The organism is Streptomyces sp. NBC_00250 (assembly GCF_036192275.1).
Classification (GTDB): domain Bacteria; phylum Actinomycetota; class Actinomycetes; order Streptomycetales; family Streptomycetaceae; genus Streptomyces.
This window is the reverse complement of the sequence record NZ_CP108088.1, coordinates 5,723,206-5,745,184: the sequence shown is the minus strand read 5'-3', so window position 1 is coordinate 5,745,184 and position 21,979 is coordinate 5,723,206. Positions and strand designations below refer to the sequence as shown.

General features: G+C 72.2%; 20 protein-coding genes. 8 read left to right on the top strand and 12 right to left on the bottom strand.

Features of this window, described 5'->3' with window-relative positions:
* Window positions 1-21 precede the first annotated feature (21 nt).
* Window positions 22-2,460 (bottom strand): immune inhibitor A domain-containing protein, encoded by a 2,439-nt coding sequence (locus OG259_RS26035; RefSeq protein ID WP_328944463.1) that lies wholly within the window; start codon window positions 2,458-2,460, stop codon window positions 22-24.
* 359 nt (window positions 2,461-2,819) lie between these two features.
* On the opposite strand from OG259_RS26035, the gene OG259_RS26030 reads away from it, so the two are divergent.
* Complete coding sequence (locus OG259_RS26030) at window positions 2,820-3,116, top strand: hypothetical protein (protein WP_328944462.1); 297 nt, start codon at window positions 2,820-2,822, stop codon at window positions 3,114-3,116.
* Window positions 3,117-3,125: 9 nt separating this feature from the next.
* Here OG259_RS26030 and OG259_RS26025 read toward each other — a convergent pair whose 3' ends face one another.
* Complete coding sequence (locus tag OG259_RS26025) at window positions 3,126-3,881, bottom strand: RDD family protein (protein ID WP_328944461.1); 756 nt, start codon at window positions 3,879-3,881, stop codon at window positions 3,126-3,128.
* A gap of 90 nt (window positions 3,882-3,971) precedes the next feature.
* Entirely contained in the window at window positions 3,972-5,528 is a 1,557-nt protein-coding gene (locus OG259_RS26020) for an RDD family protein (RefSeq protein WP_328944460.1), read from the bottom strand.
* A 322-nt stretch (window positions 5,529-5,850) separates the two neighbouring features.
* Between OG259_RS26020 and OG259_RS26015 the strand changes: the two genes are divergently transcribed.
* Complete coding sequence (locus tag OG259_RS26015; protein ID WP_328944459.1) at window positions 5,851-6,342, top strand: SsgA family sporulation/cell division regulator; 492 nt, start codon at window positions 5,851-5,853, stop codon at window positions 6,340-6,342.
* 29 nt (window positions 6,343-6,371) lie between these two features.
* On the opposite strand, the gene OG259_RS26010 is transcribed toward OG259_RS26015, so the two are convergent.
* On the bottom strand, window positions 6,372-7,739 hold the full coding sequence (locus tag OG259_RS26010) for an FAD-binding oxidoreductase (RefSeq protein ID WP_328944458.1): 1,368 nt from the start codon (window positions 7,737-7,739) through the stop codon (window positions 6,372-6,374).
* Window positions 7,740-7,837: 98 nt separating this feature from the next.
* On the opposite strand from OG259_RS26010, the gene OG259_RS26005 reads away from it, so the two are divergent.
* Window positions 7,838-9,295, top strand: a complete 1,458-nt coding sequence (locus OG259_RS26005) for a tetratricopeptide repeat protein (RefSeq protein ID WP_328944457.1) — start codon at window positions 7,838-7,840, stop codon at window positions 9,293-9,295.
* A 172-nt stretch (window positions 9,296-9,467) separates the two neighbouring features.
* Here the strand turns inward: OG259_RS26005 and hppD are convergent, their stop codons facing one another.
* Window positions 9,468-10,613 (bottom strand): 4-hydroxyphenylpyruvate dioxygenase, encoded by a 1,146-nt coding sequence (gene hppD / locus OG259_RS26000; RefSeq protein ID WP_328944456.1) that lies wholly within the window; start codon window positions 10,611-10,613, stop codon window positions 9,468-9,470.
* Window positions 10,614-10,734: 121 nt separating this feature from the next.
* On the opposite strand from hppD, the gene OG259_RS25995 reads away from it, so the two are divergent.
* From OG259_RS25995 to OG259_RS25980, 4 genes are all read left to right on the top strand, one after another.
* A complete protein-coding gene (locus OG259_RS25995) occupies window positions 10,735-11,202 on the top strand; it encodes an Lrp/AsnC family transcriptional regulator (protein WP_030324955.1) in 468 nt (155 codons plus the stop codon).
* Between the two features lie 142 nt (window positions 11,203-11,344).
* Window positions 11,345-11,926 carry an ArsR/SmtB family transcription factor gene (locus OG259_RS25990; protein WP_328944455.1) on the top strand — a complete coding sequence of 194 codons (582 nt, stop codon included), beginning with the start codon at window positions 11,345-11,347 and terminating at the stop codon, window positions 11,924-11,926.
* Window positions 11,927-11,945: 19 nt separating this feature from the next.
* On the top strand, window positions 11,946-12,140 hold the full coding sequence (locus tag OG259_RS25985) for a hypothetical protein (protein WP_328944454.1): 195 nt from the start codon (window positions 11,946-11,948) through the stop codon (window positions 12,138-12,140).
* The gene (locus OG259_RS25980) at window positions 12,137-13,489 is read left to right on the top strand and encodes an MFS transporter (RefSeq protein ID WP_328944453.1); all 1,353 of its coding nucleotides are present in this window, start codon (window positions 12,137-12,139) and stop codon (window positions 13,487-13,489) included. Before OG259_RS25985 ends, OG259_RS25980 begins: the two co-directional genes overlap by 4 nt.
* Here the strand turns inward: OG259_RS25980 and OG259_RS25975 are convergent.
* On the bottom strand, window positions 13,422-14,216 hold the full coding sequence (locus OG259_RS25975) for a S16 family serine protease (protein ID WP_328944452.1): 795 nt from the start codon (window positions 14,214-14,216) through the stop codon (window positions 13,422-13,424). The genes OG259_RS25980 and OG259_RS25975 overlap by 68 nt on opposite strands.
* 40 nt (window positions 14,217-14,256) lie before the next feature.
* A complete protein-coding gene (locus OG259_RS25970; RefSeq protein WP_328944451.1) occupies window positions 14,257-15,405 on the bottom strand; it encodes an alpha/beta fold hydrolase in 1,149 nt (382 codons plus the stop codon).
* An 84-nt stretch (window positions 15,406-15,489) separates the two neighbouring features.
* Between OG259_RS25970 and OG259_RS25965 the strand changes: the two genes are divergently transcribed.
* The gene (locus tag OG259_RS25965) at window positions 15,490-16,569 is read left to right on the top strand and encodes a winged helix-turn-helix domain-containing protein (protein WP_328944450.1); all 1,080 of its coding nucleotides are present in this window, start codon (window positions 15,490-15,492) and stop codon (window positions 16,567-16,569) included.
* Here OG259_RS25965 and OG259_RS25960 read toward each other — a convergent pair.
* The 5 genes from OG259_RS25960 to OG259_RS25940 all read right to left on the bottom strand — a co-directional run bounded on the left by OG259_RS25960 (window position 16,566) and on the right by OG259_RS25940 (window position 21,931).
* Window positions 16,566-17,207 carry an IclR family transcriptional regulator gene (locus tag OG259_RS25960; RefSeq protein WP_015033894.1) on the bottom strand — a complete coding sequence of 214 codons (642 nt, stop codon included), beginning with the start codon at window positions 17,205-17,207 and terminating at the stop codon, window positions 16,566-16,568. The two genes, OG259_RS25965 and OG259_RS25960, sit on opposite strands and share 4 nt — an antisense overlap.
* A 434-nt stretch (window positions 17,208-17,641) precedes the next feature.
* Window positions 17,642-19,435 carry a DEAD/DEAH box helicase gene (locus OG259_RS25955; protein ID WP_328944449.1) on the bottom strand — a complete coding sequence of 598 codons (1,794 nt, stop codon included), beginning with the start codon at window positions 19,433-19,435 and terminating at the stop codon, window positions 17,642-17,644.
* 109 nt (window positions 19,436-19,544) lie between these two features.
* On the bottom strand, window positions 19,545-19,937 hold the full coding sequence (locus OG259_RS25950) for a type II toxin-antitoxin system death-on-curing family toxin (protein ID WP_328944448.1): 393 nt from the start codon (window positions 19,935-19,937) through the stop codon (window positions 19,545-19,547).
* A complete protein-coding gene (locus tag OG259_RS25945; protein ID WP_328944447.1) occupies window positions 19,934-20,122 on the bottom strand; it encodes a hypothetical protein in 189 nt (62 codons plus the stop codon). Before OG259_RS25945 ends, OG259_RS25950 begins: the two co-directional genes overlap by 4 nt.
* A 300-nt stretch (window positions 20,123-20,422) precedes the next feature.
* A complete protein-coding gene (locus OG259_RS25940) occupies window positions 20,423-21,931 on the bottom strand; it encodes an MFS transporter (protein ID WP_328944446.1) in 1,509 nt (502 codons plus the stop codon).
* Between the last annotated feature and the right edge of the window lie 48 nt (window positions 21,932-21,979).

Here is a 21,979-nt window from a genome sequence, read left to right as displayed (position 1 = left end):
TTTGACCTGCAGTTTTACCGATTACTTCGTGGACGGACCCACGCGAACCGTGATCGTCTCGCCGTTCTTCGGCTCCTTGACGACCTGGATCTTGGTGTTGGTGTCAGTTACCTGGACACCGGCGCGCGCCGTCTCCTGGAGCCAGTACGTGCCCTTGCGGTCGTCGAAGACCGGGTTGCCCGGCAGCGACGGGACGAAGGCAGCGACATCGGCCTTGTGGAGCAGGAGGCTGTCGGTCCGGTAGGTGCCGAAGGTGGAGTCGTAGGCCTGGACGCGGTTGCGCATCAGGCTGCCGTCCTTGAACTTCAGCGGGGTCGGGTGGGAGTCGACCGGAAGGATCAGACCCTGGCCCGGGTGGACCGCGGTGTTGTTGTCCTTCTGGGAGAGGTCCCACTTCCAGATGAGCAGACCGTTCTGGTACGGGTAGTGCTCGACCCAGCTCGCCTTGTCACCGGTGAACCCGAAGTTGTACGGGCCGACCTTGAGGGTGGCGTCGTACGAGACGTACTGGCGGTTCTCCGCGATGTAGTACTGCTCGTACTCCTTCGTGAAGCCCTTGCCGACCCGCGAGAAGCCCTTGGCCGCCCAGCCGTTGTCACCGTTCTCGGCGTTGTCCGAGAAGACGGTGGCACCGTCGGCGGTCAGCGTGATGGCGTCGGCCGTGAAGCCCTTGCCGCCGGCGCCGCCGTCCGTCTGGTAGCGGAAGCGGAGGTCGAACTTCTTGCCCGCGTAGGCGTTGAGGCCGTAGACGAGCTCCTTGTGGGCGCCCGAGACGTCGGTCAGCGCCGGGGCGCCGCTCGCGTCACGCGGAAGCGGCTTGCCGTCGGCGGTGCCGTCCAGGGCCGTCCAGTTGGCGCCACCGTCGGTCGACACCTCGGTGTAGAGGTAGTCGTAGTCGAGCTCGATGTCGTACCAGCCCTTGAGGTTCAGGGAGGCAGACGTCTTGCCCGTCAGGTCGACGGAGCGGGTCAGGGTGTTCTTGAGGTCGTCACCCATGTTGCTCCACCACTGCGTGGCACCCTCGGCGGGAGCGACGACATCGGTGGTGACGGCCTTCTTCGGCAGCTCGACGAGGAGCGCCTGGGGGTTCTTGGTGTTGTACTCGGCCACACCCAGCTTGTGGGTGGAGTTCCACTTCCGGCCCTCGTTGGCGACCTTGGTGTAGTTCAGCCAGCCGAGCTGGAGCTTGTCCCAGGCGTTCATGTCGCCGGGCAGGTCGCCGATGGCGTCCTTGCCGCGGCCGAGCCAGGAACCCGAGGACATGAGCGACCAGAAGCCGGTCGAGTTCTCGGCACCCTTGGCACCGGAGGTGTCGTACAGGTCCGGCAGACCGAGGTCGTGGCCGTACTCGTGCGCGAAGACGCCGAGGCCGCCGTTCTCCGGCTGCATCGTGTAGTCGCCGACCCAGATGCCGGAGTCACCGATCTGCGTGCCGCCGGCCTTGTTGTTCGCCGGGCCGGTCTTGCCCGCGTTGGTGCCGTAGGCGTACCAGCGGTGGGCCCACAGGGCGTCGCTCGCCTGGGCGCCGCCGCCCGCCGACTCGTCCTCGCCCGCGTGGACGATCTGGAAGTGGTCGATGTACCCGTCGGGCTCGTTGAAGTTGCCGTCGCCGTCGAAGTCGTACCGGTCCCAGAGGTCGTACTGGGCCATGTCGGCCTTGATCTGGGCGTCGGTGCGACCCTTGGCCTTCTGGTCGGCGACGAAGGCGGTGACGCCGTCGCGAACCGCGTCCCAGACGTTGGCGCAGTTGCTGTTGCCGCAGTAGTTCGAGCCGTAACGGGCCTCGTTGTACTCGACCTTGACCCAGTCGGAGACGCCGCCGTCGACCGAGTAACGGCCGGACGAGGTCTTCTCGTAGTAGGTCTTCAGCGACTGCTTGGGCTGTCCCTTGGCGTCCTTGCCGGTGCCGAAGTACAGGTCCTGGAAGTGCTTCTGGTTGTAGTCCGCCTGCCATTCCGTGGAGTTGTCCTGGGAACGGTCGGGCTGGGCTATCTGGTTGTGCAGGGGACCGGGCGTGCCGCCGAACTTCGGCTTCGGCTCGGTCGTGTCGTCGTCGGCGCGGTCGACGAGGGTGGTGTTGTCCACCTTGTCGCCGAACTCGACGAGGATCGTGAAGATCTTGTCGGTCTTCTCGCGGCCCAGCTCGACGAACTTCTTGTCGTCGAGCTTGACCACCTGGGAGCCGCCTCGGCGCTCCACCTTCGACTCGCCGCTCAGCACCTGCTCCAGGGCAGCCTTGCGCTGCTGCTCCTGCTGCTCGCTGAACGGGCCCTCGAGGTCGTGGTCGACGGCCGTCTTGTCGATCCCGGCGCCGGGCGCCGGGTCGTGACGGACATCGGCCGACGTCACGCTGCCGTGATTGTCGGCCCAGGCGGTGGTGAAGGTCGAGGCGGTGGCGGCGGTGGCCGCGAGCGCTACGACGACTGCGGACGCTCTGATCGCCCGTCGTCTGTTGGTCACTTGATATGTCCTCCCCGGCGCCCGCGCTCTCGGACCGAAGGTGGGGTGTCCGTCCGGCGGGGTCGCGCGTCACAAGTGACGACATTCGACCGGAGGGAGACAAGAAAAGACAGATCTTGACTTGCACATACCAAGTGCACTATGTGGGAGCGAGATTTCGATTATCGGACACTTTGCAGTCCCTCCCCGGCTGCCTCTGCGACCCCAACAGGCGCATTGACGGCGGCACTTGCCCGCCCGGATGACTCCGTGCGCCCCCCGTGCACCCGGCACCGTGGGTTAGGTCACGCTTACGTTTGGTCCGCTCGGGCATTCCTGTCATAGAGCCGGACCATTGTCCTGAGAGGGCGGTATTTGTCATGCAGCGTCCGAACGCCGCGCAGCTCGCCTACGGTTCGGCCACCGTCGTCCTCGCGACCGTCGCCCTCCTGCTGCTCTCCGGTACGACGACCACGCTCGGGATCACGGTGATCAGCCTCGCCGGCCTGCTGCTCGGACTGCTCGTGGCGGTGACGATGCCGGTGCGGACCGCGGCCGTCAAGACCACCGCACCGACTCCTGCTCCGGCGCCGACTCCGGCACCCGCCGTGCACGAAGAGGTCCGGGCAACGGCCGCACGCGTGGGCGTGGGGGCCGATACCCGGACCGGTTCGTAGCCGGCTCCGTCACTGCGGGACGGAGACCACCACCGTCTTCGCCGCCTTGTCGTGCAGACCCTGCTTGTAGGGCTTGTCGACCAGGATCAGGATCAGGATCAGCAGCGGCCACAGGCAGGCGCAGCAGATCAGCGCGGGCAGCCAGAGCACGATCGCGCGCAGCAGCGACTGGCTCATCGGGGGCGTCGAGCCGTCGTTGAGCATCGCGACCCGCAGCTTCATCCACTTCTTGCCGAGGGTCTGGCCGTTCTTGGCCACCATCACCGTGTCGTAGGCGACGTACGCGACGATCGTGATCAGCTGGAAGACCAGCTGGCTCCCGCCGTTGAGGCTGTTGACCGTGTCGCCGAAGTCGTTGCCGTCCCTGGTCGCCCGCGAGTAGATGTCGAACGGGATGCCGATGATCGCCAGCGGGATCGCGATGATCAGCCAGTCGATGACGCGGGCGATGATGCGCTTCCCGGACTCGGCGAGCGGCGGCATCCCGGAGAGCGGATCGGTCCCGCCGTAGCCGGCACCGTAGCCGCCGTACGGAGGCGGGGGCGGCGGCACGTTGTCGTACGGGGAACCGCCCGAGGGGCCGTACGGGGAACCCCCCGAGGGACCGTACGGACTCCCGGGCGGGGGGTCTCCCGGAGGAGGCCCCTCCGGCGGCGGACCCGACGGTGGCGGCTGGCCCGCGGAGGGCGGCGGGGGCTCCTGCGGCCTCTTGAGGAACGGGTCCTCCTCGGGCGGCTGGCCGGACGGCGGCTGGTCGGTGCTCATGGGGGCAGTGCATCCCGGGTGCGGCGCCCCCGCAAGGAATCACCGCCCGTTCGGGGGACCCCCTAGGGGGTCCCGTCAGCCCTTCTAAGGTCAGCGCGCCACGAAGGTACGGGCGGCCTTGTCGTGCCAGCACTGACGCCAGGGACGGTCGAACAGGCACCACAGGACGTTGAGGACGCCGATGGCCAGGAGCCCCAGGACGCTGTAGACGAGCCAGCGGCGCAGGGCCGCCCCGAACCTCGGCGGCTGGTGCGCCTCGATGTCCCGCACCTCGATACCGCACAGCTTCTTGCCGAGGGTGCGGCCCCACTTGACGGTGGGCAGCACCTCGTACAGGACGCCGATGACGAACAGCGCGGCCAGCACGATGCCGAACTGGACGGAGGTCGTGCCGTCGAGCAGCCAGACCTGAACGGTGACCCCGGACTGCTTGGCCGCCTCGATCTTGCCGTTGATGTGGTCGAGGGCGGCGGTCACGAACGGGAAGGCGGCGGCGCCGACGAGCGCGCCCAGGACGACGGTGTCGATCAGCCGGGCGAGCAGCCGCCTGCCGAGCCCGGCGGGGCGCGCGGAGGCCTGCGCGCGGGCCGCCTGGACGAACAGGTCGTCGACGGGCGGCTTCCAGGGGACGACGGGCTGCTGCTGCTCCTGGGGCTGGGGCTGTTGTGCCTGCGGCTGGGGCTGTTGCGCCTGGGGCTGTTGCGCCTGCGCCTGGGGCTGCTGGGCCCAGGCGGGCGTCGCCGGCGCGGGGGCCGGAGCGGGTGCCTGGTGCACGGGAGCGGGGGCGGCTGCCGTGGGCTCTGGGGCCGGCTGGGCGGCGGGCTGGGGCCGAGGGGCCCGCGGAGTCGGCTGGGGTTGCTGAGGGGCCGGGGCGGGCGTGGGGATCCGCGTGACGGGCATCCCGCCGAGACGCGCCGCTCCCCCGGTCGCCCGGGGGTCCGCCGCCGGGGCGGCGGACCGCGCCTCGGCGGGCTCGCTCGCACCGGCGACCGGCCAGTCCGCGGGGGTACGCGGGTCGGGGGCCTGCGGCGCGCCCCAGGAGACCTTCTGGTCGAGGTCGCCGCCGAAGCCGGTCTGGCGGGAGGTGTCCGCCTGCCAGGCGGAGGCGGGTTCCGCGGCGACCGGCTCCTCGTCGAAGAAGACGGGCCCGGTCTCCTCCACGGCGGGGACGGGTGCGGGTGCGGGGACGGGCGCGATGGCGGGCGGCTGGGCCCGGGCCGGCAGGGAGGCGACGGGGCGCACGGGTTCGAGCTCCGTGACGGGCTGCGCCTGGAGATCGGGCCGGGGCTGCTGCGGCTCGTGGTGCTGCTGCTGGTGCTGGTGCTGGTCGTGCTGCAGCTGGTGCTGCTGCTGGTCGTGGTGCGGCTGCTGCTGCTCGTGGTGCTGCACGGGCTGGTACTGCTGCTCGTGCGGCTCGTGGTGCTGCGCGACGACCGGTGCGGGGGCCGGGCCGGAGGCCAGGATCGGGCCGGCCGGGATGGCCGAGGCCGGCGGATGCGGCGGAACCTCACCGTCCGTGGGGGCGGGCCTGCTCGTACCGGGAACCCAGGCGCCCCCGTTCCAGTACCGGATGTACCCGGGAATGGACGGGTCCGGGTAGTACCCCGCCTGCGGTACCTCTCCGCCGCCTCCAGGAGGAGTAGCCACTGCCCCGACTCCGTTCAGTCACAACGCCTTTGATCCGCACGGCCGCGTGCCGGGCGTGCCGCGCCCAAGGAGGACAGTAACGAAGAACGTCCCCGAGGGAACAAAGAGCCCGCGAGAAAGCCCGCCTTCGGGGGGACGCGTACCGGAACTGGTCACTCCCAGTGATGTTCGGGCCGGTACATCCGGCCCGTGATCCGGCTCTTCATCCGGCCCGGAAAAACTTCCCGAAAAAACTTCCCGAAGTCGCGTAATGAAGTGTGGGCGCCCCGCTCTCTCCCTGTGAAGGCCCGCACGGGGCCGGTCCGCGAGAGGGAGTACGACCATGCAGAACACCGACAACACCACCGTCGAGCGCGAGCTGGAACTGAAGCTGGTGCTCTCGCCCGAGCGCGCCGTCCCCGTCCCCGCCCGGCTCGCCTACCGCACCGACGACCCGTACGCCGTCCACATCACCTTCCACATCGGCACGGACCACCCGGTCAACTGGACGTTCGCGCGCGAACTCCTCGTCGAGGGCGTGTTCCGCGCGTGCGGGCACGGTGACGTGCGGATCTGGCCCACCAAGGTCGACGGCCGCAGCGTCATCCTGATGGCGCTCTCCTCCCCCGACGGCGACGCCCTCCTCGAAGCCCCCTCCGCGCAGGTGTCCGCCTGGCTGGAGCGGACCCTGCGCGCGGTGCCGCCGGGCACCGAGTCCGAGCGGCTCGGCATCGACGACGGACTCACCGAACTCCTGGCGACCACCGTGATCGCCGACGACCTGTGGCTGCGCGACCCCTGGCCGTCGGACGAGTCGCAGGACGGCGAGCTGTGAGCCCCGTACCGGACCGGTCCGTACGAACGTCAGAACAGCTTTCCGGGGTTGAGCAGCCCCAACGGGTCGAACGTGGCCTTGATCCCGCGCTGGAGCTCCAGACCGACCGGTCCCAGCTCCCGTGCCAGCCATTCCTTCTTCAGCACGCCCACTCCGTGCTCGCCGGTGATCGTGCCGCCGAGCGCCAGCCCGAGCGCCATGATCTCGTCGAAAGACTCCCGCGCGCGCCGGGACTCGTCCTCGTCGTGGTGGTCGAAGCAGACGACGGGATGGGTGTTCCCGTCGCCGGCGTGCGCGCAGACCCCGATGGTGAGGTCGTACTTCTCCGCGACGGCCGCCGTGCCGTCGAGCATCTCGGCGAGCCGCGTCCGCGGCACGCACACGTCGTCGATCATCGTCGCGGGCTTGATCGTCTCCAGGGCCGTGAGGGAGAGCCGGCGCGCCTGGAGGAGGAGTTCGGACTCGGCCGCGTCCGCGGCCGGGACGACCTCGGTGGCGCCCGCCGCCACGCACAGCTCCCCCACGGCGGCCAGATCGGCGGCCGGGTCCGGAGTGTCGAAGGCACACAGGAGCAGCGCCTCGGTGGTGTCGGGCAGACCCATGCGCGCCAGTGTGTTGACGGCCTGGACGGTGGTGCGGTCCATGAGTTCGAGCAGCGACGGGGTGTGGCCGCGCTCCATGATCGCGCAGACGGCCGCGCAGGCGGCGGCCGCGGAGGGGAACTCGGCGGCGAGCGCGAGCTGCGCCGGAGGCTGCGGCCGGAGCGAGAGCACGGCCTTGACGACGATGCCGAGGCTGCCCTCCGATCCGACGAAGAGCCTGGTCAGGTCATAGCCGGCGACGCCCTTGGCGGTGCGGCGGCCGGTGGTCAGGAGACGGCCGTCGGCGAGGACGACGTCGAGACCGAGGACGTACTCGGCCGTCACCCCGTACTTCACACAGCACAGGCCGCCGGAGGCCGTGCCGATGTTCCCGCCGATGGTGCACGTCTCCCAGCTGGACGGGTCCGGCGGGTAGTAGAGGCCGTGTTCGCCGACGGCACGTGACAGCACGGCGTTGACGACGCCCGGTTCGACGACGGCGATCCGGTCGACCGGGTTGATCTCCAGGATGCGGTCCATCTTGACCAGGGAGAGCACGATGCAGCCCTCGGAGGCGTTGGCGCCGCCGGAGAGGCCCGTGCGGGCTCCCTGGGGGACGACGGGGACACGGAGTTCCGTCGCGGTGCGCATGACGTGCTGCACCTGTTCGACGGTGCGCGGGAGCACGACGACCGCGGGGGCGCCCGCCTCGCAGAAGCTCGCCATGTCGTTCGAGTAGGAGGCGGTCACGTCCGGATCGGTGAGCAGCGCCTCGGCGGGGAGCCCGGCGCGCAGCCGCGTCAGAAGATCGTCCATGCGTCCAGCGTGGCACCCGGGGCCATCGGTGTGAACCCGCCGGGGCAGGCGCTTCGTGTGCTCTTCGTACAGGTGCGGGCGGGCGCACAGTGAGCGCCATGAAGACGCAGAACGTGTCGAGGACGGTCCTGGCGGCCGGAGTGGGCGCGGTGCTCGCGGCGACGGCACTGCTGTACCTCCCCGAGCTCGTCGGCCAGGGGCCGCCGCGCCCGCCCGGTCCGGCGGAGCGGGCGGCGATCGCGGCCCACGCGGGCGCGCAGGCCTCGCTCCCGGACCTGGCCGCGCTGATCACGGACCGGGAGGAGTGGCTGCGGGCCCACCCGGACGACGAGGTGTCCTGGGCGGAGCTCGGCGCGGCGTACACGCAGCGGGGTGCGCGCCTGGGCGACGTACGGGACTATCCGCGGGCCGAGCGGGCGCTGCGGCGCTCCCTCGCCGAACGGCCCGCGGCGAAGGGCAATCCGGACGCGCAGCTGGGGCTCGCGGCGCTCGCGGGGGCGCGCGGCGACTGGAAGTCGGCCAAGGAGTGGGGCGAGAAGGTCCGCAAGGCGGATCCGCGCCGCTGGCCCGCGTACCCGGTCCTGATGGACGCGTACAACGGTCTCGGGGAGTACAAGGCGGCCCAGAAGGCGATGGAGACCCTGCAGGGGCTCCACACGGGCGCGGTGGTGCGGGCCAGGGCCGCGCAGACGTTCCGCGACCGGGGCTGGCGCGAGGACGCCGACGCGGCGGCCCTCGACGCGGTGGCGCTCGCGGTGACGGACGCGGACAAGGCGGCCTCGCAGGCGCGGCTCGGGGACCTGGCGTGGGAGCGGGGCGAGCCGGACGAGGCGCTCGCGCGGTACGGGTCGGCGCTCGCGCTCGTACGGGACCACGGGCCCTCGCTCGCGGGCCGGGCGCGGGCCCTCACGGCGCTCGGTCGCACCGACGAGGCGCTGCGGGACTGGCGGGCCGCGCTGGCCCGGCTGCCGCTGCCGGAGTACGTCCTGGAGGCGGGCGAGCTGTCCGAGTCGCTGGGCCTGGACGGGGACGCCCGGGCGCTGTACGAGCGGCTGCGGACGGGCACGTGGGCGGGGGCCGAGGTGACCCTGGCGCTGCTCGACGCGGATCACGGCAACGCCGCGGCGGCGGTGACCCGGATGCGGGCGGAGTGGGCGCGTGGGCACCGCTCGGTGCGGGCGGCGGACGCGCTGGGGTGGGCTCTGTACCGGTCGGGCAGGACCGCGGAGGCGCTGGGGTACGCGAAGCTGGCCACGGAGGAGGGCCTGCGGAGCGCGCTGTTCTCGTACCACCGGGGCGAGATCGAGCGGGCCCTGGAGGAACGCGGCCCGGCCCGCCGCCACCTGACGGAGGCGCTGCGGATCAACCCGCACTTCTCGCCACTGCTCGCGCCGAAGGCGACGAAGGCGGTGGCGGCCCTGGGCGAGCCCTCGGACGAACTCCCGCAGGAACTCCGCCCGGAGCCGGAGAAGGCGCGGGAGGAGGCGTCGGGCACTCCGGCGAAGCCCACGAAGCCGGAGAAGCCCGCGCAGGCGACGAAGCCCGCGCTGGGGTAGCGCGCACGCGGCTGGACGGCACCCCGGCCCACCCCCCGCGTGGGCCGGAGCCCGCCGGCCCATGCGCCCCCGCCTTGTGCCTGGACCCGCACCGACAGCGCGGTGCGCATGCGGGTGCGGCCCCAGGCACAACGGGGCTGGTGAGGGGGCACCGGCCCCCTCACGACGGCGGCTAGAGGTTGCCGCGCTTCTCCTGCTCGCGCTCGATCGCCTCGAACAGCGCCTTGAAGTTGCCCTTGCCGAAGCCCATGGAGCCGTGGCGCTCGATCATCTCGAAGAAGACGGTCGGGCGGTCCTGGACCGGCTTGGTGAAGATCTGCAGCAGGTAGCCGTCCTCGTCGCGGTCGACGAGGATCTTCAGCTCGCGCAGGGTCTCGACGGGCACGCGGGTCTCGCCGGCCCACTCGCCGAGGGTGTCGTAGTACGAGTCGGGGGTGTCGAGGAACGAGACACCGGCGGCCCGCATCGCGCGCACGGTGGCGACGATGTCGTTGGTGGCGAGGGCGATGTGCTGGACGCCGGCGCCGCCGTAGAACTCCAGGTACTCGTCGATCTGCGACTTCTTCTTCGCGATCGCGGGCTCGTTGATCGGGAACTTCACCTTGAGGGTGCCGTCCGCGACGACCTTCGACATGAGGGCGGAGTACTCGGTGGCGATGTCGTCGCCCACGAACTCCTTCATGTTCGTGAAGCCCATGACCTTGTTGTAGAAGCCGACCCAGTCGTTCATCTTGCCGAGCTCGACGTTGCCGACGCAGTGGTCGATGGCCTGGAAGGTGCGCTTGGCCGGCGGCTCGACGATCGGCTTGGCGGCGACGAAGCCCGGCAGGTAGGGGCCGTCGTAGCCGGAGCGCTCGACGAGGGTGTGGCGGGTCTTGCCGTACGTGGCGATGGCCGCGAGGACGACGGTGCCGTGCTCGTCCTTGAGCTCGTACGGCTCGGTGAGGCCGGTGGCACCGTGCTCGACGGCGTAGGCGTACGCGGCACGGGCGTCGGGCACCTCGATCGCCAGGTCGACGACGCCGTCGCCGTGCTCGGCGACGTGGTCGGCGAGGAAGCGGCCCCGGTCGGTCGCGACCTTGATGACGGAGGTGAACACGAACCGGGCGGCGCCGTTGGTGAGGACGTAGCTGGCGGTCTCGCGGGTGCCGTTCTCCGGTCCGGAGTAGGCGACGAGCTTCATGCCGAAGGCCGTGGAGTAGTAGTGCGCGGCCTGCTTGGCGTTGCCGACGGCGAAGACGACCGCGTCCATTCCCTTCACGGGGAAGGGATCGGCCTGCCGCGCGGTGGAGGGGGTGTGATCGATGGTCTCAGTCATGGCAGCAATGTCCCGCCGTTCTGCAAGGTGCGCAAGAGTTCGCTGATCCACTGGTCATGTTGCACAGCGACGGGCGAGTATGGCCGTGCGACTTGTACATCCTGACCATGGGGAGACCGCTGTGGCGATCGATCATTTGGACGGCCGGCTCATCACGCTCCTCGCGCGCGAGCCGCGCATCGGGGTCCTGGAGGCCTCCCGGCGGCTCGGGGTGGCGCGCGGCACGGTCCAGGCGCGGCTCGACCGGCTCCAGGCGAGTGGGGTGATCAGGGGTTTCGGGCCGCAGGTGGACCCGGCGGCGCTCGGCTATCCGGTGACGGCGTTCGCGACGCTGGAGATCAAGCAGGGGCAGGGCGCGGACGTACGGGGGCACCTGGCGACCGTGCCCGAGGTGCTGGAACTGCACACGACGACGGGCCACGGCGACATGCTCTGCCGCCTCGTCGCCCGCTCGAACGCGGACCTCCAGCGGGTGATCGACAAGGTGGTGGCGTTCGAGGGGATCATGCGGGCGTCGACGGCGATCGTGATGGAGAACCCGGTGCCGCTGCGGATCATCCCGCTGGTGGAGCAGGCGGCACAGGAGTAGCGGCACAGGAGCAGGCGGCACCGGAGCAGCGACACAGGAGTAGCGGCACACGGGCAGCCGAGCCGACCCAAAGAAGTGACTGCAAAGGAGTAGTTGCAAAGAACCCCTTGCAACTACTCCTTTGCAACCCTACGCTCGGACCATGCCCGAGCCCGAAGCCTTCCCGACCCGCTCCCTGGACCCGCGCACCCTGCGTGGACTCGCCCACCCCCTCCGCATCCAGCTGCTGCGCGCCCTGCGCAGTCACGGCCCCGCCACCGCCTCCCAACTGGCGGAGCGCCTCGGCGAGTCCAGTGGTGCGACCAGCTACCACCTGCGCCAGCTCGCCGCCCACGGCTTCGTCGAGGACGACCCGACGAGGGGCAAGGGACGTGAGCGGTGGTGGAAGGCCGGCCAGCAGGGCGTGACCGTCGACGAGACGCTCTCCCGGAACCCGGACCCCGAGGTCCGCGGCGCCCTCGACCTCTACGTCCACGAGATCGCGACGATCCACACCCAGGAGCTGAGCACCTACCTCGGCACCCGGCACGACTGGGGCGACGCCTGGCTCGGCGTGTCCGACATGAGCGACTTCACCCTGCGCCTGTCCCCCGAGAAACTCCGCGAGCTCGACAAGAGGATGCACGCCCTCATCGCGAGCTACCGGGACATCGAGGAGGCCGACGCGCCCGACGCCGAGCGCGTACGGATCCATCTGCACGCGTTCCCGCAGCACGAGAACTGACGGAAGGAACCACGGAGTCATGCACGCCGACATTCACCTCCAGCTCCATCAGCTGCACGCCGCCGAACTCCACCGCGAGGCCGCCGCCGCCACCGCCACCGCACCTCGCCCCCTCGCCCCCGCCCTCCGCGTCCAGCTCGGCTGGAGGCTCGTCGAGCTGGGCCTGCGCCTGGCCACACCCGCGGACCGTCGCCCGGTCACCCTGGCCGCATGACCGCTCCGGGGGGACACGAAGCGGGTACGGCGAAGAGGGACCGGATCCCCCTGGCGACCGTCCTGGCCGCCAACGCCGTATCGATCACCGGAAATTCACTCACGCTCATCGGCGTCCCGTGGTTCGCGCTCGACACCACGGGAAGCCCCGGCAAGGCCGGGCTCGTCGCCTTCTGCGCGGCCCTGCCAGTCCTGGTCTCCGCGATCGCCGGCGGTCCGGTGATCGACCGGATCGGGCGACGCCGGGTCTCCGTCGTCTCGGACCTCGTCTGCGCCGTCGCGCTCGCCGCGATCCCGCTGCTCAACCGGGCCGGACTTCTGCAGTTCTGGATGCTGTGCGCCCTGATGGCCGTCACCGGCCTCTTCCACGCGCCCGGCGAGACCGCGCGCAACGTCCTCATCCCCGACCTGGCCCGCCGCGCCGGCACCCCGCTCTCCCGCGCCGCCAGCCTCTACGACGCCGTCTCGCGCGGCGCCCGTATGACCGGCGCCGCCCTCGCGGGCCTCCTCGTGGCGTTCATCGGCGCCGACACCGTGCTGTACGTCGACGCCGTGACGTTCGCCGCCTCCGCGCTCCTCGTCCTCGCCGGCCTGCGCGGCATCCCCTCCGCCGAACCCCTGCGGGGAGCCCCACCGCTCTCCGCGGCGGCCTACCGGGCCGACCTGCGCGAGGGCTACGCGTTCCTGCTGCGCACCCGACTGCTGCTCGGCATCAACTTCGCGGTGATGACGACCAACGGTCTGGCACAGAGCTGGAGTTCCGTCCTCCTCCCGCTCCACGCCCGGGAGGACCTCGGCGGTTCGGGCTCGCTCGGCCTGCTCGTCGCCGTCTCCGGCGGCTGCGCCCTCCTCGGGGCGCTCGGCTACGGGGCCGTCGGCCACCGCTTCCCGCGCCGACGGGTCTTCGCCGTCGGGTTCCTGCTCACCGGCGCCCCCGCCTATGTGACCGCGGCCTTGACCGACACCACCGCGCCGCTGCTCGTGGCGATGGCCCTCGGCGGGCTGGGGGCGGGAGTGCTGAACCCCATCCTCACCACGGTCTTCTACGAGACGGTCCCGGAGGAACTGCGCAGTCGTGTCGGCGGCGCCAGCACCGCCTCGGTGCTGCTCACCGCCCCGCTCGGCGGACTCGCCGCCGGATTCCTGGTGGAGAGCACGGGGCTCACCACGGCGCTGCTCACGGTGGGCGGGGTGTACTTCCTGGCCGGCCTCTCGCCACTGGTGTTCCCCTCCTGGCGGGGAATGGACGCCCCGCCGGCCGCCGCCGCGCGCGGTACGGCCGTCAGCAAGCCGGAACCTTCGACTCCTGCCCCTGTTCCAGGGCCCGCAGGGACGCCGCCGCGTCGCTGAGCGCGGTGACGGGGATGAGCCGCAGGCCCTTCGGCAGCTCGGCCTCGGCGTCCGAGCACTCGGCCTTCGGTACCAGGAAGACGGTGGCCCCGTCGCGGGCGGCCGCCTGGGTCTTCAGGGAGACCCCGCCGACGGCGCCGACCGTGCCGTCCGCGTCGATCGTGCCCGTACCGGCGACGATCCGGCCGCCGGTGAGGTCACCGCCGGAACCGTCGCCCGCGAGTTTCTCGACGATGCCGAGGGAGAAGAGCAGCCCGGCGCTGGGCCCGCCGATGTCGGCGAGGTGCAGGGTCACCTTCACCTTCTCGGGGTCCATCTTGAGGTAGTCGAGGGCGGCGAGGGTGGCCGAGTCCTGCGACTCCTTCATCTGGCCGAGGTTGTGCTTCTCGATCTCGGCGTCGGACTTCCCCGCGGGGTAGACGGAGTCGTGCGGCAGGACGGCCCGGTCGGTACGGAACCAGGCGTCGGCCACGTCCCCGAAGTCCACGTCCGTGGACGGCCCGGTCGCGACGATCGTCGTCATCCGCAGCTGCCCCTCGGTGGGCCGGACCGGGGCGCCGGTGATCGTGATGATCTCCCGCCCCTTGTCCTTGCCGAGCACGTCGGCGGTCGTGCCGGGCTGCGCGATGGCATAGGGCAGCGGCGCGAGGCCGACGACGGCGAAGAGGGCGGCGACGGGCAGGGCGCAGAGCGCGAGAGCACGGGGACGGGAGAGACTGGAGAGCACGCCCCCAATCTACTGGGGCGCGTCTCCCGGGACACCCGAGCTACCGGGGCACGGGCAGGTGGCGGGCGAAGAAGGACCGTACGAGCTTGCGGACGGCGGGCACCGAGACCCGGGGGTCGACGGTGCCGACCATCTCGGCACGCCCTGCGGCGGTCGTCAGACCGGCGGCCTGGAGCTGCGGGACGAGGGCCGCGTAGTCGGTGAAGACCCAGTGGTCGCTGTCGGCGAGCTCCCGGCGGGCGACGGGACCGCCGTGCGCGAGCAGCGCCGACCAGGAGCGGTCGAGCCGGTCGTCGCGGAAGCCGTCGGTACCGGCGAGGAGCAACGGCCGGTCCGTGCCCTCGCGGGCCACCGGGAGGAGCGCGCCGTCCATCCGGTCCAGGTACCCCTCCAGGTTCACGGCGGCGGCGACCCTCGGGTCCTCGTGGAGCGCCTGGGCGACGGCGGTGCCGCCGGCGGAGTGCCCGTAGAGCCCGACCCGGTCGAGGCGGAGGGCGTCGAGGACGAAGCGGAGGTCGGCGACCCGGGTGTCGATCATGGTGCGGAAGGTCCCGGCGTCCAGGTCCGGGCGGAGCACGGTGGTGCGGACCCGCTCGCGTCCCGGCCGCCCGTCGGGGAACTCCACCTCGGACGCGTCGCCGGGGTGGTCGACGGTGACGACGGTCCAGCCGTGCGAGGCGAGGTCGATCGCGAGGGAGCTGCCCATGGCGCGGGAGTCCCCGCCGCCGGGGCTGTGGAGCAGCACCGGGCGGCGGCCGGGCAGGGGCGGTGCGCCGGTCCGGGCGTGGGTGAGGGTGGCCGCCCAGTCGACTCCGGCGGCCGGCAGCCGCGGGCGGACGAGGGGGGCGAGGACGGTGAACGCCTCGGCGGCACCGGGGGTGAGCTGGGGCATGCGCGGGAAGCCCCGGCCGGCGGCGGTCGGCCGCAGCACGGTGACCATCAGCTCCCGTACGCCGATCGCGGGTTCCCACGGGTCGTTGCGGGAGGAGTCGACGAGGTGCCGGACGGTGGCGCCGACGGCGTACGGGCCGGTGGGCGCGGGCAGTCGGAGGCTTCGCGCACCGGAGGGGACGGCCGGGGCGGAGGCGGAGGCGGCGGGGGCGGGCGCGGCGCCGAGCAGCAGGGCGGCGGCCCCGGCGAGGGCTCCCTTGGCCACGGTGCGGCGGGCGGGTGCGTGGTCGGGTGTCATGGGCGTCATCCTGGGAGCGGCAGAACGCCGGAGCGAACGTTACGGCCCTGCCCGAAAGGCTGGCGACAGACGGGGGGGTGTGCGGTGCTCCGCATCCGTTTCACGGCGGACGACTTGACCCGGGTACGGCTCGCGCGCCGCCCCTCTCCCGTGCCCGAGCTGCACGCGGCACTGCTGATGCTGGGCGCCCCGCACGAGGGGCTGCTCTTCGGCCGCTGGCGGGGCAGGCTCCTGCGGGCCCTGCCGGCGGCGGCCGAGCCGCTCGCGGAGCTGGCGCCGGGCGGGACGGCCCCGTACTTCCTCGACGTCCTCGGCGAGACACGGGAGGAGGGCTTCGCGCTGATGCGGTCGGCGCGGCCGGAGGTCGTACGGTCCGAGCTGGCACGGGTGTACGCGGGACAGGGCACCGTCCCGCCGTGGATCCGGGCCCTGCACGCCGGGGACGCCGAGGCCTGGGGAACCCTCGACCGGGCCCAGCGGGCGGCGTACGAGACGGTCCTCGCGCCGGTGTGGCCGCTGGTCCAGGACCTGCACCGGGCGGAGTTCACCCGGTACGCGCTGACGGCCGCCGAGCGGGGCCTCGCCGCCGCCCTGACGGCGGTGGCCCCGGGCTCACGGCTGCGCGACGGGGCCTGGGAGTGGCCGACAGACCCGGCGGGCCGTGAGATCCGGCTCGGCGGGCGGGGCCTGGTCCTGCTGCCGACCTTCCACTGGCGGGGCGGCCCACTGGTCCAGGACCTGCCGGACCGCCCGGTGGTCGTCACCTACCCGGCGGGCGAGGGCCTGCCTCTCACCCCGGAACCCCGGGGAGAGGGCCTGGCGGCGGTCCTGGGCCGCACGAGGACCGCCGTGCTGCACGCCCTGGCGGAAGAACCCCGCACGACGACGGACCTGGCCCGCCTCACCGGCACGAGCAACGCGACGGCCTCGGCCCACGCGGCGGCCCTCCGGACAGCAGGCCTGATCACCACGACGAGAACAGGGAGATCGGTCCACCACGAACAGACCCCCCTGGGGGCCCTGGTGGTGGGCATGCGTTCCGCCGGGGCGGTGGAGGCACCCCCCGGACGGAGTCCGGGGAGGGCGGGCACGACACCCCCAGGGCGGCACCGACACACCGAAAACCGCCCTCAGGGCAGTGACCGGGTGAGCCGCGCGCCCTAGCGCAACGCGTCGGCGACCTCCCGAGCCGCGTCCACCACCCGCGGCCCGACCCGCTCCGGGACCGCGTCCGCGAGCATCACGACGCCGACGCTGCCTTCCACGCCCGTGACGCCGACGAGAGGCGCGGCCGCACCGCTGGCGCCCGCCTCAAGTTCGCCGTGGGTGAGCGTGAAGCCCGGTTCGATGAGACCGCCCTGGCGGGCGGCGAGGATGGCGCGGCCGGCCGCGCCCCGGTCGAGCGGGTGACGGAAGCCGGCCCGGTAGGCGACGTGGTAGTCGGTCCAGGTCGGTTCGACGACCGCGACCGCGAGCGCCTCCGCGCCGTCGACCAGCGTCAGATGGGCCGTCGCCCCGATGTCCTCGGCGAGGGAGCGCAGCGCGGGCAGCGCGGCCTCCCGGACCAGGGGGTGGACCTGGCGGCCGAGCCGGAGCACGCCGAGGCCGACGCGGGCACGCCCGCCGAGGTCGCGGCGGACGAGGGCGTGCTGCTCCAGGGTGGCGAGCAGCCGGTAGACGACGGTCCGGTTGACACCGAGTTTGTTGGACAACTCGGTGACGGTCAGGCCGTGGTCGGTGTCGGCGAGCAGTTTGAGGACTCTGAGTCCCCGGTCGAGCGTCTGGGAGGTCTCCGCGGTCACGACGCCCTCTCCTTCGGAGTGAGTGGCGGCGGGACTCTCACGGGGTTGCGTCACCGGTCCCGTCGGCGACGCACGTCAGAGGCCGCCGGCAGGAAGGGGTACACCGGCTGCGCTCCGCGGCGGCGCTGCCACGGGGCGATTGCTTTTGAGCCGGGACAGTAGCGACCCGCTCCGCTCAGCGGAAGACCTCGTCCAGAATCCGGGCGTCGGCGACCGTATAGAGACGGTTCGGGACCTTCGTCGGTCGGACGCGGGACTTTGGCGGACAAGATCGGCTTTGTCGTGCACGTAGCGTGGAGGTGCCCGGAGGCCGACCGTGGGGGCCGGTCTCCGACGCCGGTCCCGCCGCCGTTCCTTCACCGGTTCCGCCGCGGTGGGACGAGTGAGGCCCGTACGAACGCCGTCGTACGGGCCTCAGCTGTTCCTCCGACGGGTCACCGCATCCGGGTGGCCCACTCCTGCACCTTCTTGATCCGTTCCCGGATCTGGCCGGCGGTGGCCTCCGCGCTCGGCGGCCCGCCGCACACCCGGCGCAGCTCCGTGTGGATCACGCCGTGGGGCTTGCCGGTCTGGTGGACGTACGCGCCGACCATGGTGTTGAGCTGCTTGCGCAGCTCCAGGAGCTCCTTGTGGGAAACGACAGGGCGCCGCTCGGCGGGAAGTTCGAGCAGATCCGCCTCGTCGTCCGGCTTCTTGCGGCTGTGCGCGATCTGCCGGGCCTGGCGCTTCTGGAGGAGCAGCTGGACCTGGTCGGGTTCGAGGAGGCCCGGGATGCCGAGGTAGTCCTGCTCCTCCGCGCTGCCGGGGTGGGCCTGCATGCCGAACTCGGCGCTGTTGTAGAGGACGCGGTCGAAGACGGCGTCGGACTCCAGCGCCTCGAAGGGCAGCATGTCCTGCTCGCCGGTGTCCTCGTCCTGCTGCCGCTCGGCCTCGGCGAGTTCCTTCTCGGACTCGGCGTACGGGTCCTCCTCGCCCTGCTTCTTGGGCTTGTCGAGGACGTGGTCCCGCTCGACCTCCATCTCGTTGGCGAAACCGAGGAGGCTGGGGATCGTGGGAAGGAACACGGAGGCGGTCTCGCCGCGCCTGCGCGAACGCACGAAACGGCCGACGGCCTGCGCGAAGAAGAGCGGGGTCGAGATCGTCGTCGCGTACACGCCCACGGAGAGACGGGGTACGTCGACGCCCTCGGACACCATGCGGACGGCGACCATCCAGCGGTCGTTGTTCTCGCTGAACTCGTCGATGCGGTTCGAGGCGCCGGTGTCGTCGGAGAGGACGACGGTGGCCTTGGTGCCGGTGATCTCTCGGATCAGCTTGGCGTACGAGCGGGCCGAGTCCTGGTCGGAGGCGATGACGAGCCCGCCCGCGTCGGGGATGGACTTCCGGACCTCGGTGAGCCGCTGGTCGGCGGCCCGGAGGACGTTCGGCATCCAGTCGCCCTTCGCGTCCAGGGCGGTGCGCCAGGCCTGCGAGACGGCGTCCTTCGTCATCGGCTCGCCGAGGCGGGCGGCGATCTCGTCGCCGGCCTTGGTGCGCCAGCGCATGTTGCCGCTGTAGGAGAGGAAGATGACGGGCCGGACGACGCCGTCGCCGAGGGCGTTCCCGTAGCCGTACGTGTAGTCGGCGGAGGACCGCCGGATGCCGTCGTTCCCCTCCTCGTACGTGACGAAGGGGATGGGGTTGGTGTCGGAGCGGAAGGGGGTGCCGGTGAGCGCGAGCCGCCGGGTGGCGGGCTCGAAGGCCTCAAGGCAGGCCTCGCCCCAGGACTTGGAGTCTCCGGCGTGGTGGATCTCGTCGAGGATGACGAGGGTCTTGCGCTGCTCGCAGCGGTTGCGGTGGAGCATCGGGCGGACGCCGACACCGGCGTAGGTGATGGCGACCCCGTCGTACTCCTTGCTGAGCGGCCCGGCGCTGTAGTCCGGGTCCAGCTTGATGCCTATCCGCGCGGCTGCGGCGGCCCACTGCTTCTTGAGGTGCTCGGTGGGCGCGACGACGGTGATCTGCTGCACGACGTGGTGGTGCAGCAGCCAGGACGCGAGGGTCAGGGCGAAGGTCGTCTTGCCGGCGCCGGGGGTGGCGACGGCGAGGAAGTCACGGGGCTGCTCCTGGAGGTACCTCTCCATGGCGCCCTGCTGCCAGGCTCGCAGCTTGCCGGCGGTACCCCATGGGGCCCGGCCGGGGAAGGCGGGAGAAAGGTGATGGGAGGAGGTGGTGGTGGTAGTAGTCACGATCTCCGGGTTCGACGCTCGTCCAGATATGACAACCGGGCCACCTTACCGGTGCGGGTGCCTCGCCCCACCCTCGGCGAGGGTGTGGCGAGGCCGCTTGAGAGAGTCCTCACAGCTCCCGCAGCCGCTGCGCAATGCCGGAAATGTCCACCTCGGTGCCGGCCGCGACATCGATGACCAGCGCGTATGCCCGGTCCTGGTCGACATCGACGAGATCGACTCCGTTCACGGCGAGGAAGGTCGCCGCGGAGAGCCAGGCGGCGCGCTTGTTCCCGTCGACGAAGGGGTGGTTGGCGGCGAGCGCGTGAAGCAGCACGGCCGCCTGCTCCCAGAGGTCGGTGTACGCGCTCTCGCCGAACATCCGGGCCCTCGGCCGGTGCACGGCGGACTCCAGGAGCCCGGGGGCCCGCAGCTCGGGCAGGCCCTCGCCGGTGAAGGCGATCCGGGCGATCACCTCGACCTCCGCGACGGTCAGGAACCGAGTGGTCGCACGCGTGGTCATTCGCCGAGCCTCCTCAGGAGGGACTGGTGCCGCAGGGCGAGGCGCATGGCCTGCTGCCGTACGAAGGAGGTCTCGACGACCAGGAACCGGTCGAGGGCCTGCTCTGCGAGCTCCTCGGGGGTGACGCCCCGGGCGTCGGCGAGGTCGGCGAACCCGTCGCCGACCGGAAGGGTCATGTCACGCATGGCGCGAGAGTACGCAGGCGGGCACACGGGCCGCGACGGCTTTACGGGCCCTGGCCGGCGGTCCCGGGGCCTCCGCACCGGGCCGGTGTGCGGCGGGCGGCGGGCGGCGGGCACACGGGCCAGCCACCGTGGTCCGGGCCCCGCCGCACACCCCTGCGCCCGCGCCGCCCTGCTTGCAGCCACAGCCCTGCGCCCGACGCCTGCCGCGTGCACCCCTACGCCCCCGCCTGGCCCGCGTACACCCCTGCACCCCGCCTGGCCCGCGTACGCCCCCGCACCCCGCCCGGCCCGCGTGCAGTCCTACGCCCGTGCCTGCGCCTTCTCCGCGTGCAGCCGGGTCGCCACCCACGCGCCCACCGCCGCGACCCCCGCCATCGGCAGGAAGACCGCCGCGAAGGCCCCCGGGTGGGAGCCCGTGGCCGCGGAGGACGTGACCGCGTGGCCGACCGCGCCGCCGCCGAGCGCCGCGAAGGCCGCGCCGCCCGCCGCGAGGAGCAGGACGTTGGAGAGGCCGTCGGAGATCTGCAGGGCGGCCGAGTTCGCGCCGACCTCCTCGGGCGCGGAGAGCTTCATGAGCAGCACGCTCGTCGAGGCGATCACGGCCCCCATGCCGAGGCAGCCGAGGCTCCAGGCCACGGCGAGCACCCACACCGGCACCGCCGGGATCAGCACGGTCGGCGCCGCCGCGATGGCAAGCGCGACCAGGACCATGCCGAGGACCACGAGCCGTTCCCGGTACGGCTCCGTCCACGGCCGGGCCTGGATCCAGGAGCCGAGCGCCCAGGTGAGGCCGCCCGCGGCGAGGGAGAGTCCGGCCAGGGTGGGGCTCAGGCCACGCTGGGTGACCAGCATCAGCGGCACGAAGGACTCGGCCGCGATGAAGGCACCCGCGGCGATGCCGCGGAGCAGGACGACGGACGGCAGGCCACGGGCCGCCCGGTAGGTGCCGTGCGGAAGGAGCCCGCGGACGGCGGGCACGAGGAGCGCGGCGCCCGCGGCCGCCGGGGCCAGGGAGAGCCAGCGCAGCTCCTGACCCGCGTACTGGAGGAGCGCCGCGCCCGCCGAGATGCCGAGCGCGAGCCGGATCCGGCGCCGGTCCCAGGGGGCGAGGGGCGCGGTGGGGTCGGCGGGGCCGGAGGCGGTGCGGCGTATCGCGGGGAGGGCGAGGGCCAGCGGGAAGACGACGAGGGCGGGGATGCCGACGAAGACCCAGCGCCAGCCGAGGTGCTCGGTGATCGTTCCGGCGGCGAGCGGCCCGACGACGGAGGGGACGACCCAGCTCGCGGCGAACGCGGCCATGATCGCCGGTCTGAGGTGCTCGGCGTAGGCCCGGCCGACGATCACGTACAGCGCGACGATGACCAGCCCTCCGCCGAGGCCCTGGACGGCCCGGCCGAGGATGAACAGCCACATGGCACCGGCGGTCCCGGAGAGCAGCAGCCCGGCGGCGAAGGCGCTGATGCCGGCGGTGAGGGGGGCGAGCGGCCCGCCGCGGTCGGACCACTGCCCGGCCAGGACCATGGCGAAGAGGCTGGTGGTGAAGTAGGCGGAGAAGGCGAAGGCGTAGAGGGGGATGCCGTTCAGCTCGCGGGCGGCGACGGGCATGGCGGTGCCGACGGCGGTGGCCTCGAAGGCGATGAGCAGGACGACGGAGACGATGCCGATGCTGAGCGCCCGGTGGGCCGGGTCGAGGACGGACCCCTTGGAGTCGACGCCGTCGAAGGCGTCGACGACGGTGTCGGCGTCGCGCGGGGCAAGGGGTCCGGGGCTTGGGGCGACGTCGGTGTCGCTGGGTTCGAGGGCGCTCATTCCCCCAGAGTAAGAGGTGAAGAGGCAAATGACCCCTGTCAGGAGTCC